Genomic DNA, 17,573 nt, shown 5'->3' with positions numbered 1-17,573 from the left:
GAGGCGTCCCTGCCTCCGTACCGATGCCGGACCTTTAGGCGCCCAGCGCCGTAATATCATCTATGATCGTGTGCTCGGCCTGCTCATCGAGAATCAGGCTGATGATGGCACTTTGGGCATCCAGCCCCGGGTCGATGATAGTGCTTTTGATAATATCCAAACCGCCGCAGGCGTATTCTTCGAAGAGCTTGATTTTGGCGTCAAATTTATCGCCCTGAGGCTCCAGGTAACCGGAATCCTGATGCTCGAACAGGGCAAGCACGTTCATAAAGGCTTCGTCGTACTCCCCCCGAAACACCGACAAGGGGATGGGCTCGCTGGACTTGTCGAACGCCACCGACTTCTTTCTGGAAAAACCCAGGGCCGCGGCAAACACCATGATGTCCTTAAAGGAGGCGAAGACACCCACGTGATCCTTCAGATAGCTTAAGGTGTCGGTATGTTTAGCTGGTCTCCGGACGCGATCAACCATAGAACCCTTCCTCCAAGTTTGTGTACTCGAACTTCTCATCACTGCCTTGGTCAGGCTTATGGTATTTGAGCGTGTATTGCTTACCCAGGCGTTTGGACAACTCGCTTTCCACCTCGCCGCGCCACTGAGATTTCGACACCATGACGATGACCTGATCGGCCAGTGCCGGAATGAAGGTCGCCACTTTTTGGCGATACTCAGGGTCCAACGCACCAAACGGCGAGTCCATTACGATAGGGTAGATGCCGCCCTTTTGAAACACACCCGATTTACTGGCCCGCTCTTTGGCGCTGTTAACGATGCTGCTAATAAAACAAAGGCTTGTAACCTGGTTCTCACCGGTGGACTTCTCCCACACCGGCTGTTTACCGTGCCCTTCGATATTCTTAAAGATTTTGAGCGTAAAGTCCTCATCGATCTCCGCCCAATAATCTTTCCTCATGATTTTCCGGAAGGTGTCATCGACTTTTTTCGACAAATCTGAGCGAACCTGGTGGGCCATGGCTTCGTGTAATTCGCCAATAGTCCCCGCCACTTCCTTAGCCAGCTGTTTTCTGCGCTGACTTAAATCCGCCTGGTTGGAATTGGCGAGTTCTTTTTCAATTTCCTTGTCCTTATCTTTGAGCTGGTCTTCCCAAGCGGATTTCATGTGCTCGCCGATAGCGCAGTTGGCGTTGAGTTCTTGGCTAACCGCCTTTAATCCCACCCGCCGCTCCTCCAAATCGGCGGAATCCTCAACACCCTTAATCTTTTCGCCCAGCTCATCAATTTGACCCAGAAAATTATTTCGCCGGTCGGCCAGCTCGGTCAATTTAGTCATCGACTCATTGACGTTGGCGAACAATGCTTTACGTTCGGACTGCAAATGGGACATGACACCAAACAGCACCATGAACTGTTCTTCAACGCCATTATCCTTGAGGGTGGTTTTGTACGACTCCAGGGTCTTCACACAATCACTTCCCGGCTCCAGCGGCTGCCCGCAGATGCATTTACCCAGACCGATCAAATCATCGATAAAGGTCGCTTTTATCTTGCTGGGAATTTCCCCACGGATCCGAATTTCATCCAGATACTGTTTTACCCCAGTCATTTGCGACTCAATAAACGCCAAGAAGCCCCGTTCTGTAACGTTTTTGTTGAGCGCAGCCGAGGCGTCAGCTTTATCTATTTTGATTTGCTCGAGCTGCTCCTCAAGCACCTTTCGCCGCTTTTGCTTTTCAGCGATCGCCTCGATCGACTGCAACCGTTTATCGATGGCTTCGATCTCTAGATCAATTTCACTCAGGGTGTTTTTCCAGTCCTTGATCTCGTCTTCTTTTTGCTGGATTTGATCCGTCAACCTCAATTGCTCTTCCAACAGCACTGTCATATTGCCAGAAGAACTCTCTTTGGCTTCTTTGTTGAAATGCCGGATCACCGGACCTTTTAGCTGCTTTTCGGCACGTTCCAGAATATTCATGCCCATCAGGCACTTAATGGCCTCTCGTACCTGAGTGGAGGCACTGTTGTAGGCTAACTTTTCGATGCGTTCCCCGTTAAAGAAGAAATAGCCGTGCATGTCTTCCGGCAAGATTTGATTCAGCTGACTTTCAGGGTTCGAAGAACGGCCGGACAGGCCTGCGGAATTAATCCAAGTGAGCAACGGTAGGGAGGGGGCCAAGGACTCCGCATGCATGCCTTCGCCCTTCGCAAATTTTTGCTCCCGGTGTGCGGTGTAGGTGGCGCCGTCATCTTCAAACTCCAACGTCACCGACATGACGATCGTGGTGTCCTGGACCGCTTCGGCGATGGCCTTTTCACTGAGGAGGTTTTCGTTGTTGGTATCAAAGTCGGTGGTTCCGTAGAGCACCCACTTAAAAGCGTTCAACAGGGACGTTTTGCCAGCACCGTTTTCTCCGTGGATGACCGTGACGCTGGCCTTGGCATCGGTTGAAAAACTGATGGAGACCTCGCCATAGAACTGCCGAAAATTCCTGATGGTTAGTTTTTTTAATTTCATACCTTCACTTCGTCCTTGATCACCTTGATGATGCGGTCGCAGAAGTCCCGCTCCATATCTCCTGGAAGATTTCTGTAATGCTTGCCTTCTTGATGAATTTTCAAGACCTGGTTGATGACCGACAGGACTTCCGGAGAAGCAGCTTCGATGACCTCATTGGGCTTCTTCATATTAAGCACCTAACAGTTTCAGTTTTTTTCGGATGTCGCGTAAGGTGGAAAGGGTGTGTCCGTAGTTTTCGGAAATCTCGGCAAACTCATTAATTCGATCAAGCTCACGCTCAACCATGCTCTTTTCGATATTGAACGTTTCTTCATCCTCCCCCAACTTGTCTAGGGGAGGAATCGCGATAAAGTCATAGATGGAAGCATGGCCCTTACCATCGTACTGACGCAGTACCCGTCCCCGTCGTTGAATGAACTGACGGGGGTTGGTCGAGGAAGCCAAGATGTAAGCGGTTTTCGTTTGCGGGATGTCGACCCCCTCATCGAGGCACTTAATGGCAACAATGGCGTCTATGTCGCCGGCCCTAAAGCTGCCCAGAATCTCTGCGCGTTGATCTTTGCTTTCTTCGGCCGTGAACTTGGCCACGCGCCATTGGCAGTCCCTCCCAACAATCTGAACAATCCGGTCGATATCCCGTTTGCCGTCGTTGATGGCCTCACTGGAATAGATCAGGGTGTGTTGTCGGTCCTGACTGTCGCTCAGCAGTTGTTTCAGTTTGCGTTTTTTGTCCGCACTGCTGCCGGTGAGTTTGGCGCGCTTGATGAGCTCGAGCTTTACGCTGGTGGAAAAATCGTCTTTATCCCCCATGGCCATGAGCCGGGCAATCTTTTTGCTCAATCGGATGTATTCGTCCAGCTCCTCCGGATCCAACTCACAGACGATCGGGTAATAGTTGTATTTGCACAGAAAACCAGCGTCGATGGCGTCCTTGATGTCAAACTCAATTACCGGCTCACCGAAGTAGTCAAAGATGGCCTTGGTGCCAAAGGGGTCGTTGTGGCGAATGGGTGTGGCCGACAATCCAATTCGGAATCGCGCCTGTTGGGGCAGCTTCTGGGCAATGTTCTCAGCGCCCATGTTATGCACCTCGTCCGACACCAACAACAAGTTGGTCCGGACACCATTAAGGAAAGACTGGAACTGGCTGTTCTTGAAAGTGTCATTGACCGCAATGGCCACGATATGGTCACGGTCCCCGGACAGCAGCTGATTGTAGGCGGACTGCAGCGTACCCAACCACTTGTCTTTCCCCCCGTAGCATTTAATCGCGTCGTAGCCAAAGAACGCCGCTTCATCCGCCCACTGCTCCCCTAAGTGCAAGTAGGGGACGGTGATAACGATGACGAGCTTGGCTTGTTGAGTGCGGAAGTAGTCCAGTAGCCGAGTGGCCGCGGTCAGGGCGGTGATGGTTTTGCCGGCCCCGGTGGCCATACAGAACAGCCCTTGCCCATTCTGAGCAAACCAGGCTTTGATGGCTTTTTCCTGGTACCCCCGGATCTTCCCCTCGTCATTCTGAATGGCTTGGGGGACGGCCGGGCGGCCAGATGGCAAGCTGTAAGGGCGAGAGCCCGTAGTGGCATAAGCTTTGATTTTATCCAGCGTCGTGGATGTGGGTGTAAAGATCAGGAGATTGGGGTCTCTACCTTGCCAGGTGCTCTCGAATTCGTGCTTCTTCTTTTCGCACCGCAGGCGACCTTCCTCGCTGGTCCACGACCGATAAATGTCAATGGTTTCCCAGTTGGACGAGGCTCTGGAAGTCAAATTGTACGAACCGCTGAAGGCGATATCGTTGCCCGCCCCGTCCGAAAAAATGCCATTTTTCGCATGGTAAATCCCACTCAGCTTATTGGTGGGCACTGCCACTTTCAACTCAACAATGCCATCCCTGATCAGCCAAGCCAGCGCTAGACGGGCGTCCTCTTTGAGCACCGACAACAGCTCATCCACCTCTTCCTCAAAAATCCGTTTGGCCTGAAACTCCTTATCCGCCATCGTTTTCGAATTCACGATGCAGTCTAAGTCCTTCTCCTGCAACTCGTGGCCGACAATCCATCGACCTTTACCCCGGGACCGGGCGAACTGCGAGATACCCTGAGCGGTATCCGCAATCCAGCCGGAGGTAAAATACCCCACACCTACGTCGTAGGTGACTGCTCTCTTTAGAACCGGGTCAAAGAAGGTCGCGCTGGGGTCTTCGGAAGAAGTATTGATCGACAGCGGAAGATCGAGTTCTTCAAACATACAGATCGAACTCCTTTTTCAATGCATCCAGAACGCCCGTATCAATAGACTTTTCTTCCGTATGGTTACGATAATCCAGTTGCCATAAGGTGGTTGGCTCGCCGATGGCGTAGTAGCGCTCAATCTCCGCACCCATTCCATCAAAGCGCACACAATCCCGCTCTAAGACGATGTCCGGAAGGGCCTGCTTCAACTCATTCATGCACAGCACTCCGCAACCGCCTGCTATAGTGCGGGCCAGCCCAATTCAAACTGGTGTGGCAATTAAGACGGGGTCGGAGGGTGGCACGGAGGTATGCGGCGGTTGCGCAGCACATTCGAAGGGCCATCCCTGGTATACCGCAATCTGCCATTTTACGATGCCTGACAACATATCCACTGACGAATCGTAGGTAAAGCCAGACGCGCCCTTTACTCACCAGCCAGCTCCCATCAACAGGCCAGCACGCCGCCGCATTGCCTCACACAGGCTGAGCCCTCCACGCCAGGCAGGCCTCGATAATATGCTTACGCTCTTCAGCACCAAGCAAGGTCACGCCCTCGTGCACCATCGCCTTGTTGTCTCCGGTATTCGGGTTGGCGTTCCAATGCAGGTTTAAGGCAGCCAGTTTGACCAGCCAACCCCGTCGCCTCTACGGACCCGTCCCATACTTGCTTGCACCTCACAGAAAATGGCACAGTGCCAGTAATGGATAGCATAGTCTCATATCTCGCAAACTTATAACGATACAGTCGAGAACTCGCTCATCAGCTCCTGGGCGCTCCCACTGGGGCTTCGCGGCAAAAATGGACTAATGATTTCAAACGTGCCTGTGCCTTTTGCAGCCGCTCGCCTTTGCAGGTGTTGGTGAAGAAAGTCGGGGAAGGTCAAGCGCCCAAGTGCAGCTTCAGAAAATAGAAGCTGCAGTCGGGATCATCGGCATTCAGCGACCAACCTGCCTGCATCGCGACGATCCATCCACCGTAGGTGTCGGTCTGCTGAGATGGAATAGCCCCAAATCGACTTTTGCAACGGTCGACAGGCAAAAAAATTTACTTCACCAAGTTTTTCTTCGTGAAATAGGCACTTGTAATTCTAAAAAACCTAAGCGTTGAGTTTTCAGCTCAACGGTATTCCATTTGGTATTCCAGCAAGAAAAGTAATTTTATATTGTTTAGCTATTTCAATTCGATACAACACCAATTCAGATTACTCCGGCCCACCAATTCTCAACGACAAAGCCCGCCAAGTGCGGGCTTTGTCGCATCTGGCCGTCCCATCCAGCCCCTACCGCCAAAAACCAATCCCTTCTCGCACACCTCAATGCTCATGCCGATGATGCACATCCGGAAAATGCGCGTGGCTATGCCGCATCGGCACATGCACATGCGAATGACTGTGCGGCTCCCTACCATCCCACTCAAACCCGTGCGTATGCTGGTGATGCTCGTCGTGTGTGTGGCGATGATCATGCTCGAGCCGTTCATGCTGATGCTCATGCGTATGGTTCTCCATCAGATGAATCCATACCCCCACGGCCATCAACGCTGCTGCGAGCAGGAACATCAGCGATACCGACTCGCCTAGTAGCAGAATCGAGATCGCTGCGCCCAGAAACGGCGCGGTGGAAAAGTACGCGCCGGTGCGCGCACTGCCCAGCCCGCGCAGGGCGAGGACGAACATCACCAAGCTGACGCCGTAGCCAAGAAACCCGACCAGCAGGATGGGCACCAGCGAGTCAGCTGCGGGCAGTTGTTTGCCGATTAACAAGGCGAGGCCGCAGTTGACCACTCCCGCCACAAGACCTTTGCTGCCCGCGATAAACAGTGCATCCGAGGCAGACACCTTACGCGTCAGGTTGTTGTCGATGGCCCAGCAAAAGCAGGCGAAGGCGACGGCGAGCGGCCCTGTCCAGTCCTGCGCCGACACGGCCTCCTGCGGCCATGACAACACGACACCGCCGGCCACGATGGCGAGCATGCCGATCACGATTCGCCGATCGGCATTTTCCTTGAACACGACCCACGCCAGCAGTGCCGTGAGCACTGATTCCAGATTGAGCATCAGTGACGCGCTCGCGCCGGACGTTCTGGTCAAACCGAACATCAATGCCACTGGCGCCAGTACACCGCCGAAGCCGATGGCTCCGATCAGCCACGGCCATTCGTCGGTGCCGAGTCCGGAGCGCTGCCAGCCTCGATCGCGGGCAAAACGCAGGACGGTCAGACCCAGCCCGCTGCCCAGATAGAGCAACCCGGCCAATAGAATCGGTGAAATCTGCACCCCCAACAGCTTGGCGAGTGGCGTACTGGCGCCAAACAATGCTGCCGCAACCAACGCGTAAAGCACGCTCACATTCATGACGGAATCACTCGCTCGGGCTGATGGAATGCCGGTGATAATCATGGCAGAACTCAGGTGAGAATTATGTGAACGGTTTCCTGATGGATCGAACATCCAACGCTGGCCGCCCCTTCAAGCACACGCTCAAATCCAGCAACATTTAATCCGCGCAATCCAGGACGCTGGCTCGACGCAGCCTCTATGCTGCAAACATCGAGATGAATGGAGTTGAAGATGAAGATCTGGATCGCCGCCACACTGGCGGCACTGATTTCCCTGCCTGTCCACGCAGCAGATGCTGGCGCTGTGCGCGTCGAACCGATCGCTTTCACAACCAGCGCCGACAGTGTCCAGCGCAAACAGTCGATCAAGGGTGACCAAACGGCGGAGTACCGATTCAACGCCAGGACCGGCCAGATGCTCACCGTCGATTTCAAACCATCCAACACCTCCGCTTACTTCAACATTACTGCCAAGGGCGCGGATTACGCACTGTTCAACGGCTCGATCATGGGCAATCACTTTTCCGGCACCTTACCTTCCGATGGCGAGTACACCGTTCAGGTATACCTCATGCGCAATGCGGCACGGCGCAACGAAGTCGCCAACTATGCGTTGTCTCTGAGGCTCGCCACTGCTGATGCGGCGGACGGGACGAAACCGTTCGAGCAGACATTGGAATTGCAGGGCATCCGCTTTCACGTCAGCCGTGAACAGGGCGATGGCCAAGCCGTTTTGCGCATTGAGCCCAAAGGCCTGGAAATCGACAACAGCGCGATCACCCGGCCGCTCAAGGGCGATATCGTTCGCGCCGAGATTGCCGACCTGAACAACGACGGCTCGCCCGAAATCTACGTTTTCACCCGCATTCCCGGACGCGGCATGCCGGGCGAGCTGATTGCCTATTCAGCCAACAACAAGAAATCCCTGAGCGAAATCTACCTGCGCCCGGTCAGCGACAATCCGAAAATCGCCGAGGGCTATCAGGGCGAGGATTCGTTTGCGGTGGTGGAAAACGCCTTGGTGCAGCGCTTCCCGGTGTATGACAGCACTGATGCAGGCGCAGGCCGCACGGGGAAGATGCGCCAGGTTCAATACACGTTGGTGACGGGCGAGGCCGGGTGGGTTCTGCGCGAAGATAAGGTGGCGGAGTATTGAGTTCCCGTCCGGACCACACGTCTTGAAAGGACTATCCGTGATCACCGCGACTGCCGTTTGGTTTTATCGCTACGCCCGCCTTCCCACATCGAACGTCCTAGGAAAATTCCTGCAACACGCGTCGACTTTGATGAACTGGTGCACAGTTCCTCAGGGCGTTACGCTCCACGACCACTGCCATCCAGCGGACGGTTTGGCAGCCGCAATTGCAGTGAATGTTCACTCCACGGAGCTACGTCATGAAGAAAATCCCCCGTCTTTCGCTGGTTGGCCCGGCACCGTCCGACGCGCCAACGTCCAGCACCCAACCGCAATCGAATAACAGCGCACACAGCGAAGCGCACAAACGGCGCCGTAGCATCCCGCTCAATCAACTCATCAGGGTGCGCGACGATGTCGACACCCTGACCCTGCTCACCCACGCCAGCGAGATCCTCGATTCCCTCGCGGCCATCAGCGCAACTTTTGCCGATGAGTTCGACGGCTCAAAACGCCATGTGGCGGTGGCCATGAAGCAATTGAGCGCACTGGCCGAGATCCTGATTTGTCGGGCACGGGACAATCTTGATCCGCGGAAACCACAGAACACTACCGGGCCTGAAACCCGCCATTGACGGGCGAAACCCCGGCGCTCGGTTGCGCATCGGACTGCATTGGGGCCGCCCATCGAGATGAATTTTTCTTCACTGCAGCTGCGCGGCCAACCCTTGTACAGTCCGCTCGCTCATTCAAGAAACTACGGTTCGCCCGCGCTCCTGCGGGCTTTTTTTTGCCTGAAACAAAGTCCTGTCTTCGCCACGACTTGCCGTAACCCCGGTGATTGCGCGACTCTGCCTGCAGATCCCACAAGCCGGAGCGCCCGATGCCGCTGTTGACCCTGCCCTGCCAACGCCTGACGCTCGCGATACTTTCACCGGAGCAGGCCGAGCTGGAAAGCGAGTTCTACCGACGCAACCAGCGCCACCTCGCGCCATGGTCTCCGATCCGCACCACTGAATATTTTTCCACCGAGCAGATTCGCCGGCGCCTTGAAATACAGGCCAGCGCATTCGAGGCCGGGCTGGCCATGCATTTTGCGCTGTTGACGCCGGATGGCCAGCAGATGATCGGCGCGTGCAACTTCAGCGGCATCATTCGTGGTGCCTTTCAGGCGTGTTATCTGGGTTATCACATCGATGAGGCCCAACAGGGTCAGGGCTTGATGCAGGAAGCGCTAGAGACGGGTATCGGTTACATGTTCGACACACAGAACCTGCACAGGATCATGGCCAACTACATTCCCGGCAACGAGCGCAGTGAGCGCTTGCTTGAACGCCTGGGCTTCGAGCGCGAGGGTTACGCCAAGGCGTATCTGAACATTGCCGGACGCTGGCAGGATCATGTGCTGACGGCGCTGGTCAATCCGCTGTTCGAAACGCCGGAGAAGCGTTGGTCACGACAACTGGCCTAGCTTCACAATTTGTTCAGGATTGCCGACGTATGCTCAGGCCTCCCGTCCCTTCCGGTTGCCTGAACCCCATGTCACGTGCCGTCACTTCGCTGTTTCTGCTTGCCGTCCTGCTGTTTTTCTTCGCATTGGGCGGCCATCAATTGCAAGGCTCCACCGAGGCCCGCGTGGCTGGCATCGCCATGGAGATGCATCTGGACGACGACTGGGTGACACCTCGCTTGTTCGGCGAACCGTTTCTGGAAAAACCACCGCTGAGCCTGTGGCTGGATGCGGGCGCCATGCGTGTGTTCGGCGTTTCACCGTGGGCCGTGCGGCTGGCGTCGGCAGTTGCCGGGTTGCTCAGCGTGATGCTGCTGTACGGCATGTTGCGGCGTTTCGAGCGGCCGAAAATGATTGCCTGGACCGCAGGCATTCTGCTCGCGACCATGGCCAGTTACTGGAGCAACGTGCGCGGGGTCGGTGAGGATGCATTACTCGCACTCGGCGTGACCACCGCGCTGCTGGCCTTTTATCAGGCGCAGCGGGCATCGACTCTGGGCAACTCGCTGCTGTTTGTCGTCGGGATCGCCATCGCCACGTTGAGCAAGGGTGTGCTGGGGCTGGCCATGCCGGGCGTGGTGATTTTCGCCTATCTGCTGGCCGACAACCTGATGGACAAGCGCCTGAAAATCGCCGACTGGTTACGCCCGGGTTTACTGACACTGGTCGGTTTGATTCCGCTGCTGATCTGGCTCGTCATCCTCTTCCAGCACGGCGGTGCGCAGGCCGTCAAAGAGGTGCTGCTGACCAACAGCGTCGGGCGCTTCAGCGGTTCGTTCGTCGAGGCTGGGCACTATGAACCGTTCTATTACTACTTGGCCAAACTGCCGGAAGCCTTCCTGCCGTGGAATATTCTGGTGTACCTGGGGCTCTGGCATTTCCGCAAACACCTGAAGGCCAATCGTTACCTGCTGCTTTTCAGCCTGTGGATCGTGGCGCAGTTCATCATGCTGACGTTGGCGTCGAGCAAACGCACGGTGTACCTGATGTCGATGACACCGGCCGCCGCGGTGATCGCAGCGGAGTATGCAGGCGTGCTGTTCGAGCGCTTGAAGCAGTATGAATCCGGTAATGGATTCGTAGGCCGAATCGCCCGGCAGCGTCAGACACTGGCAGTCGGTGTGCTCACGCTGGTGATCGGCAGTTACCTCGCGGCCGCGCAGTGGGCACTGCCTCATGCCGATAAAAAGCTTTCGTTCCTGCCGTTGAGCGCTGAAATTCAGACGCTGCAAACCGCTGGGCATCAAGTCGCGCTGTTTCAGGCCAATGAGCGGGTCGGTGGCGCTACGGTCTTCTATACCCAGCAAGTGCTCAAAGGCCTGGATACCGAAGTGCAGTTGCGAGATTTCCTCGCGGCCTCGCCATCCCATGTCGTGGTGATGGCCGGCGACAGCGAACCCGCCGCCCCACTGAAAGTGCTCAAGACCATGATGGTCGGACGACAGGCGTATTACTTCGTCGGCTATTGAGACCTGCGCAGGCCCATAAAAAACCCGCCGTGATGGCGGGTTTTCATTTCATTTGAACGGGTTCAGAGAGAAACCTCAGGCTGCGCACTGAAAGCTTTCTGTTTGCGCTTGCCCAGCACCGGCACATCCAGCCGCGCGCGTCCGTAGAAGGCCAACGCCGTCAGTAAACACGCCAGCCACACGAAGATTCCGGCCCAGAACGTGTGGGACATGTAGTGCCAGCCTTGCAGGACGCGAGTAGTGCCATAAACGACCCCCAGCAACAGCGAGCCCCACAAGATGGCACTGGAAAAGCGCCATTGATAGCGCCGCGCCACGAAATACAGCGCCAGCATGGTGAAGCCACCCGACGCATGACCACCTGGCCAGCACCGGCCACTTCCGGCTTCGTGGAACAGTTGAAAATTGCTGTACCACTCAATGTGGGCCATTTTCCCGCCGTACAGCGTGGTCTCGATCGGGCAGTAAACGCTGGTGTGGGACTTAAGGAAATGAATCACCCCGGTGCAGACCGCAAATGCGACCACCACAAACAGAAAATCCCTACGATGATCAGCGGCAAATCGCAGCACTGGCGCGACTTTACTGCGCTCAAGCATTGTGCCGAGTCGCGGACGTTTCTGCGGATTGACCAACGGCCAGACCAGCGATAACAGCGCGCCGATCAGGGCGATTTCTGCCGTCCAGTTGGGAATGATCCGCGCCCATTTGTGGGTGAGCTTTTCAAAAAAGTGGATTTTGTCGAGTGGGAAGGTCTGCGTCAGCGGATCGAACAGCAGGTTGCTGAAGGCGATGTCGATCTTGGTCATGTCGAACATCAGGAACACCAGCGCCGCACAGGCGAGCGGAATACCAAAGTTGTAAGCGTAGAAGCGGGATTTCATCGGCTATTCACCGTGCGCCAGTCGGAGGCTTCAATGAAGCCGAGCATCTTGGGAGCCGCTGGGCTGGCAGCGGAAACAAACAATGACGAGCCGTAACCCACGTCCGAGGTCGGCACTTTGAGGTCTTTCTCGATTTGCGCCATGCATTCGCTGTGGGTCACCAGGACCAGATTGCGACCGGGCAGCTTGTGGGCCAGCGCATCCTGCAACATGCGCCCACGGCAGTTGATCAACCAATCGTCACCGCTGGCGGCATGGTTGAACATGTAACCGGCGGTCTGCACCGTGCGCATCGACGGGCTGTTATAAATGTCGGCGTTGTTCAGGCCCAGTTGTTCGAACTGTGCACCGACCGCCACCGCGACACTGCGCGAGCGATCGGTGATGCCGTCATTGCCACTCAGGCACGCGGCTTTGGAGTGATCGCAACGTTCAACGTGCCGCACCAGAACGATCATGTCGCCCTTGGCCCAGCCCGTCGCCAACGCTTGCGCACCCGCCACGTTGCCGTGGGCCAGGTCCGGCACCGCCGCCGGCGCCAGCAACCACAGGGTCAGTGGCATCACCAATACCGATGCCGCCAACACCACCCAAGTGTTGCGAAAACGCGCCAAAAAGCTCAGATCGATCGAGCGTTTGACGCCGAACAGACTCAGTCTCAATTCCACAAAAACCGCCTCGCCACTCTGCATCACGGGTTCATTCGATGCGGCGAAGGTACAGAGGCGGGCGTGGGCAGCCAGTGAAACCCATGTGAAAAAAGTCTTGGGATCCGATGTTACAAATTCCGTAGGACAAAATCCTTTCAGCTCTGGGAAATGCGGCCGATACAAACCTGCTAACACCCTTGCTGGCTCAAAAAAACAACAATCTTCCAGCCTAACTGACGACAAGAAACCCAACGTTTCTGGAGGATTTTTGATGAATAGCTGGTTCGGCAACATCAGCGTGAACATGAAATTAGGCCTGGGCTTCGGCCTGGTGCTGGCCCTGACCTGCGTGCTGGCCCTGACAGGCTGGACCAGCCTCGGTGGCCTGATCGACCGCAGCAACTGGATGAGCGATATCACCCAGCTCAATGCCGGTCTGACCAAACTACGCGTGGTGCGCCTGCAGTACATGCTGACCAATGGCGATGAAACCGCCGCGCAGAATGTGCAGACCACCCTCGAAAGCTTCGCCGCGCAGCAACAGAAGCTGATCAACAGCTTCAAGAGCCCGGAAAACGTCAAACTGCTCAAGGAGCAGGCAGCGACCATCGCTGAATACCAGACGTCGCTGAACAAAATGCGTAACGCCTATCGCACCGGCAACAGCGCCCGCGACAGCATGAGCGTGAGTGCCGAGACCGCATACAACCAGATCGAATCGATCAGCAAACGCGTGCAGCAGATGGACATGAGCGAGCAGCGTTTCGAACAGTTCCAGGCGATCACCGCCGCCAAGGAAGCGTTCATCCTCGCGCGCTACGAAGTGCGCGGTTACACCGCCACCACCAACGCCGAAACCGAACAGAAAGCCGTCGGCCAGATCGACGCGGCCATCGCCAGCCTCAAGTCATTGAATGCGCAATTTGCTGCGACTCAGCAGGATGCCTTGCGCCAATTGGAATCTGCGTTGACCAGCTATCGCAGCGCGTTGATGGCGTACAAGAACGCCAACACCGATGCCGTGCAGGCGCGTAAGGAAATGACCGACCAGGGCACCACCATCGTCGCCCTGAGCGAGCAGCTGTATCAGATCCAGCTCGATCGCCGTGACGCGGAAAGCGCCCAGGCGCGTACCTTCCAGTTGATCAGCACCCTGCTCGCCCTGCTGGTTGGCGTGATTGCTGCGGTAATCATCACCCGTCAGATCACCCGTCCGTTGCAGGAAACCCTGGCCGTGGTCGAGCGCATCGCCAGCGGCGACCTGACCCAGAACGTCACCGTCACCCGCCGCGACGAACTCGGCGTGCTGCAACAAGGCATCGCGCGCATGGGTGTGACCCTGCGTGACTTGATCAGCGGTATCCGCGACGGCGTCACCCAGATTGCCAGCGCCGCTGAAGAACTGTCGGCCGTCACCGAGCAGACCAGCGCCGGTGTAAACAGCCAGAAAGTCGAGACCGATCAGGTCGCCACCGCCATGCACGAGATGACCGCCACCGTGCAGGAAGTCGCGCGCAACGCCGAAGAAGCCTCGCAAGCGGCCGCCGCCGCTGACGGCGAAGCCCGTGAAGGTGACAAAGTGGTCAACGAAGCCATCGCGCAGATCGAACGTCTGGCCAGCGAAGTGGTGCGTTCCACCGAAGCCATGAGCGTGCTGCAACAGGAAAGCGACAAGATCGGCAGCGTCATGGACGTGATCAAGGCTGTTGCCGAACAGACCAACCTGCTGGCCCTCAACGCTGCAATCGAAGCCGCGCGTGCCGGTGAAGCCGGTCGTGGTTTCGCCGTGGTCGCCGATGAAGTGCGTGGCCTGGCGCAGCGTACGCAGAAATCCACCGAGGAAATCGAAGGCCTGGTCGCCGGTCTGCAGAACGGCACCCAGCAGGTTTCAGCGGTAATGAGCAACAGCCGCGCCCTGACCGACAGCAGCGTGGCCCTGACCCGCAAGGCTGGCGCCTCACTGGAAAACATCACCCGCACGGTGTCGAACATCCAGTCGATGAACCAGCAGATCGCCGCAGCGGCTGAACAGCAGAGCGCCGTGGCCGAAGAGATCAGCCGCAGCATCATCAACGTACGCGACGTGTCGGAACAGACCGCAGCGGCGAGTGATGAGACGGCAGCGTCGAGCGTTGAACTGGCGCGTTTGGGTGGTCAGTTGCAGCAGATGGTCAGCCACTTCCGCGTTTGATCTTCGTACAGCGTTGAAGCAAAAAACCAATCGCGGGCAAGCCCGCTCCCACAGATTTTTCGGTCGTTCACAGATATTGTGTTCGACTCATGACCTGTGGGAGCGGGCTTGCCCGCGATTGCGTCAGGCCTTTCACCGCTTAGCGTCAAACCACACCGTGCATAAAAAACTCGACTGGCACTTTAAAGAACTCGGCGAATCCCTTTATCTGAGCAACGGTCATTTTTCGCTTGTTATTCAATATCTCTGAAACAGCACTCTGAGTTGCGATCTCAGACAAGTCCTTCTGTTTAACGCCTCTTTCCGACAGCAGAAACGCCAGCGCTTCAGATTGGGACGAATAAGCAATCAACACCGTTTCATTTTCGTACTCATAAACCCGATCAGCCACAAACTCCGCAAACCGTGCCGCAGCATGATCCTCGGTGTTCGCGTGGGAATAAAGCTCATCAATCAGGGCCATTCGCACTTGCAGATCGTCATCATTTTTTATCGGATCATGGCAGGCAGACAACAACTTGGACAAAGTCGCTAGCTGATCGCCCAGCCCCTCAAGCATGGGTGAAATATCGGCTATGAAGGAATCCAGTCCTGTCGCTTCGACTTTATTACGCTTCATTGAGATCACCTTTATTTTCGTTAAACATAAATAGCGTATTTCATTCTGGCCAACTACTTGACATCACCCTTCCACCATTTGTCATATCCGGCATGGGGAAGAATGTCCTTGATATAGATAGTGCCAGTCTTCGTGTTGATCCACGTAATGACACGGCACTCGTTTTTCTTGATATCAAAAACGTAAATATCAAGCGGACCTTTCTTGCTCGTCAGCCTCAGCTTCGAGTGAGGGATACGATCAACGTTCCAACCTGAGGCGCTGGCCCAGTCTTGACGAAGCTTCTCAAACGACTCGAAGCGCAGCGATGCTCTGTCGAAGATGGTTAGCCACAAGGTGAGAGGATCTCTCCACTGGCCATGAGTCTCAATGGCCCGCGCAACCGCCGCTTTTGTGATCACTCTCATACAATTTTCGGTTCTGGTATCCCTACATGCGCCCAAATTATCTCAAATACAGATATCTGTAAAGTAGATATATTTAGCTCCACAGAACAAACCCGAAGCCAAATGTATCAGTGGCTTCGGGCTTTTTTCTGTCAGTGGTGCGGACTTAAACTTCAGCCATCACCGCGTCCCACGCTGCCGCAACGCCGACGGCATAAAATACGCATCCTCCGGCACCGGTTGCGCGAAATCGACAGTCTCCGCTTCTTCGTTATCAAGGTTCTGCACGTAGTAACGCCGCGCCTGCAAATCGTGGAAAACATCCAGCGCACTCCACGTCGTCGGCAGGTCATAAAAGTTTTTCAGGTAAGCCATCGACACCCGCCACAACTCCCCTCGCCCGTCGTATTGATCAACCAGTGCCGCGCCCCAGCTGTCTTCATCGAGAAACAGCACACGCTTGGAATAGATGTGCCGCGACCCGGGTTTCAGGTTGCCTTCCACCACCCAGACCCGGTGCAACTCGTAGCGGGTGTATTGCGGATTGAGGTGGCCGGGGGTCAGCAACTGCGCGTATTTCACCTCGGGGCTGGCGACTTTGTAGTTGTTGTAGGGGATGTAGATTTCCTGTTTGCCCTTGAGCTTCCACTCGTAGCGATCCGGTGAGCCGTTGAACAGGTCGGTGTCGTCGGCGGTGCGCAGGCCATCGGATGAAGCGATCGGCGTGTCGTAAGCGAGGTTCGGTGCGCGGCGCACGCGGCGTTGGCCGGCGTCGTAGATCCAGGCCTGGCGTGCGTCCTTGAGTTGATCGAGGGTTTCGTGCACCAGTGCGGCACCGCCGGCCAGCCGTGCCGGGCTTTTCACGAAGGCGAGGTAGTAGAACAGGATGTTTTTCAGGTCGGCGAACTGGCCGTTCGGGCGGTAGTAGTTGAACAGCGCTTCCTGCTGCGACGTCACCAGCGCGAAGCTGCCATTGCGCTGCACCGGTGCTTCGGAGGCGCGGCGCACGACGTAGATGCCGCGATAGCGAGTGATGTGGTTCCACAACACTTCAACGCCATCCTTGGGCACCGGAAAAGGTACGCCGCCGTAGGCATCGGAGAAGCCGCTGCCGCCTTCGAGCAATTTTGCTGAGGTGGCGTTTTTCAGGGTGTTGTCGTACAGCCATTGCGGTGCTGAGCCGGAGCGGCGGGACGGGTAGACCGGCATCTGAAAGGTGTCGGGGTAGCTGTTGAACAGGGCGATCTGACCGGGGCTGAGGTGGGCCTTGTACTGGTCGAGGTTGGCTTTGGTGATAGTGAACAGCGGTTTGTCGGCCGCGTATGGATCGGGGTGATGCTGGCCCGGTTTGTAGCCGGCAGGCACCTGGGTGATGCCGCCGGTCCACGCGGGAATAGTGCCGGCGGCGTTACCCGCGCGCTCGGCGCCCATCGGAGTCAGGGTGGTTTTCAGTTGTTCGGCTTGTTGTGGGGTGATGGCGGCCAGAGCGGTGCTGGCGGCAAGGCCTAAAACAAGCCCTAGCGAAGCTTTGGTCAATCTTGAAGTGTGAAACATGATCGATCTCCGAAACGGGAGTGAGGTCTGAAAATCACCGTAGATCCCCTGTAGGAGTGAGCCTGCTCGCGATAGCGGTGTGTCAGACAACACCTACAGCGACTGAAAATTCGCTATCGCGAGCAGGCT

Annotated in this window: 16 protein-coding genes and 1 pseudogene; 6 read left to right on the top strand and 11 right to left on the bottom strand. The window is 56.2% G+C overall.

What is annotated here, in order from left to right; genetic code table 11:
- Positions 1-34: 34 nt before the first annotated feature.
- The 6 genes from PMI23_RS01800 to PMI23_RS01780 form a co-directional block, all read right to left on the bottom strand.
- Entirely contained in the window at positions 35-472 is a 438-nt protein-coding gene (locus PMI23_RS01800) for a DNA phosphorothioation-associated protein 4 (protein WP_007915165.1), read from the bottom strand.
- Positions 465-2,474: an AAA family ATPase gene (locus PMI23_RS01795; protein WP_007915160.1), complete on the bottom strand. Its 2,010-nt coding sequence runs from the start codon at positions 2,472-2,474 to the stop codon at positions 465-467. The genes PMI23_RS01800 and PMI23_RS01795 overlap by 8 nt, the downstream gene beginning before the upstream one ends.
- Complete coding sequence (locus PMI23_RS29830) at positions 2,471-2,644, bottom strand: hypothetical protein (protein ID WP_007915158.1); 174 nt, start codon at positions 2,642-2,644, stop codon at positions 2,471-2,473. Before PMI23_RS29830 ends, PMI23_RS01795 begins: the two co-directional genes overlap by 4 nt.
- A gap of 1 nt (position 2,645) precedes the next feature.
- Entirely contained in the window at positions 2,646-4,721 is a 2,076-nt protein-coding gene (locus PMI23_RS01790; protein WP_007915156.1) for a DEAD/DEAH box helicase family protein, read from the bottom strand.
- Entirely contained in the window at positions 4,714-4,923 is a 210-nt protein-coding gene (locus PMI23_RS01785) for a hypothetical protein (protein ID WP_007915155.1), read from the bottom strand. Before PMI23_RS01785 ends, PMI23_RS01790 begins: the two co-directional genes overlap by 8 nt.
- A gap of 1,098 nt (positions 4,924-6,021) precedes the next feature.
- Positions 6,022-7,062: a DMT family transporter gene (locus PMI23_RS01780; protein ID WP_042704870.1), complete on the bottom strand. Its 1,041-nt coding sequence runs from the start codon at positions 7,060-7,062 to the stop codon at positions 6,022-6,024.
- Between the two features lie 216 nt (positions 7,063-7,278).
- Here PMI23_RS01780 and PMI23_RS01775 point away from each other — a divergent pair, with 216 nt between their 5' ends.
- The 4 genes from PMI23_RS01775 (at position 7,279) to PMI23_RS01760 (ending at position 11,160) form a co-directional block, all read left to right on the top strand.
- Complete coding sequence (locus tag PMI23_RS01775) at positions 7,279-8,202, top strand: hypothetical protein (protein WP_007915148.1); 924 nt, start codon at positions 7,279-7,281, stop codon at positions 8,200-8,202.
- A 239-nt stretch (positions 8,203-8,441) separates the two neighbouring features.
- Positions 8,442-8,816 (top strand): DUF6124 family protein, encoded by a 375-nt coding sequence (locus PMI23_RS01770; protein WP_007915146.1) that lies wholly within the window; start codon positions 8,442-8,444, stop codon positions 8,814-8,816.
- 248 nt (positions 8,817-9,064) lie between these two features.
- The gene (gene rimJ / locus PMI23_RS01765) at positions 9,065-9,652 is read left to right on the top strand and encodes a ribosomal protein S5-alanine N-acetyltransferase (RefSeq protein ID WP_007915144.1); all 588 of its coding nucleotides are present in this window, start codon (positions 9,065-9,067) and stop codon (positions 9,650-9,652) included.
- A 68-nt stretch (positions 9,653-9,720) separates the two neighbouring features.
- Positions 9,721-11,160 (top strand): ArnT family glycosyltransferase, encoded by a 1,440-nt coding sequence (locus PMI23_RS01760; protein ID WP_177321036.1) that lies wholly within the window; start codon positions 9,721-9,723, stop codon positions 11,158-11,160.
- A 62-nt stretch (positions 11,161-11,222) separates the two neighbouring features.
- Here the strand turns inward: PMI23_RS01760 and PMI23_RS01755 are convergent, their stop codons facing one another.
- Complete coding sequence (locus PMI23_RS01755) at positions 11,223-12,044, bottom strand: phosphatase PAP2 family protein (protein WP_007911528.1); 822 nt, start codon at positions 12,042-12,044, stop codon at positions 11,223-11,225.
- Positions 12,041-12,712, bottom strand: coding sequence for a histidine phosphatase family protein (locus PMI23_RS01750; protein ID WP_042704871.1), 672 nt, complete (start codon positions 12,710-12,712; stop codon positions 12,041-12,043). Before PMI23_RS01750 ends, PMI23_RS01755 begins: the two co-directional genes overlap by 4 nt.
- Positions 12,713-12,965: 253 nt before the next feature.
- On the opposite strand from PMI23_RS01750, the pseudogene PMI23_RS30250 reads away from it, so the two are divergent.
- Positions 12,966-14,027, top strand: a pseudogene (locus tag PMI23_RS30250) (methyl-accepting chemotaxis protein); the annotation flags it as partial.
- Positions 14,022-14,885: a methyl-accepting chemotaxis protein gene (locus tag PMI23_RS30245; protein ID WP_371748303.1), complete on the top strand. Its 864-nt coding sequence runs from the start codon at positions 14,022-14,024 to the stop codon at positions 14,883-14,885. The pseudogene PMI23_RS30250 and the gene PMI23_RS30245, both read left to right, overlap by 6 nt.
- A 145-nt stretch (positions 14,886-15,030) precedes the next feature.
- On the opposite strand, the gene PMI23_RS01740 is transcribed toward PMI23_RS30245, so the two are convergent.
- The 3 genes from PMI23_RS01740 to PMI23_RS01730 form a co-directional block, all read right to left on the bottom strand.
- Positions 15,031-15,504 carry a helix-turn-helix domain-containing protein gene (locus PMI23_RS01740; RefSeq protein ID WP_007911534.1) on the bottom strand — a complete coding sequence of 158 codons (474 nt, stop codon included), beginning with the start codon at positions 15,502-15,504 and terminating at the stop codon, positions 15,031-15,033.
- 53 nt (positions 15,505-15,557) lie between these two features.
- On the bottom strand, positions 15,558-15,911 hold the full coding sequence (locus PMI23_RS01735) for a type II toxin-antitoxin system HigB family toxin (protein WP_228759094.1): 354 nt from the start codon (positions 15,909-15,911) through the stop codon (positions 15,558-15,560).
- Positions 15,912-16,070: 159 nt separating this feature from the next.
- Complete coding sequence (locus PMI23_RS01730) at positions 16,071-17,444, bottom strand: DUF1329 domain-containing protein (RefSeq protein ID WP_007911539.1); 1,374 nt, start codon at positions 17,442-17,444, stop codon at positions 16,071-16,073.
- Positions 17,445-17,573 lie beyond the last annotated feature (129 nt).

The sequence above is a fragment of the Pseudomonas sp. GM24 genome (assembly GCF_000282235.1).
Taxonomy (GTDB): Bacteria; Pseudomonadota; Gammaproteobacteria; order Pseudomonadales; family Pseudomonadaceae; genus Aquipseudomonas.
Note: the sequence above shows the minus strand (reverse complement) of the source record. Positions and strands in the feature narration are given on the sequence as shown.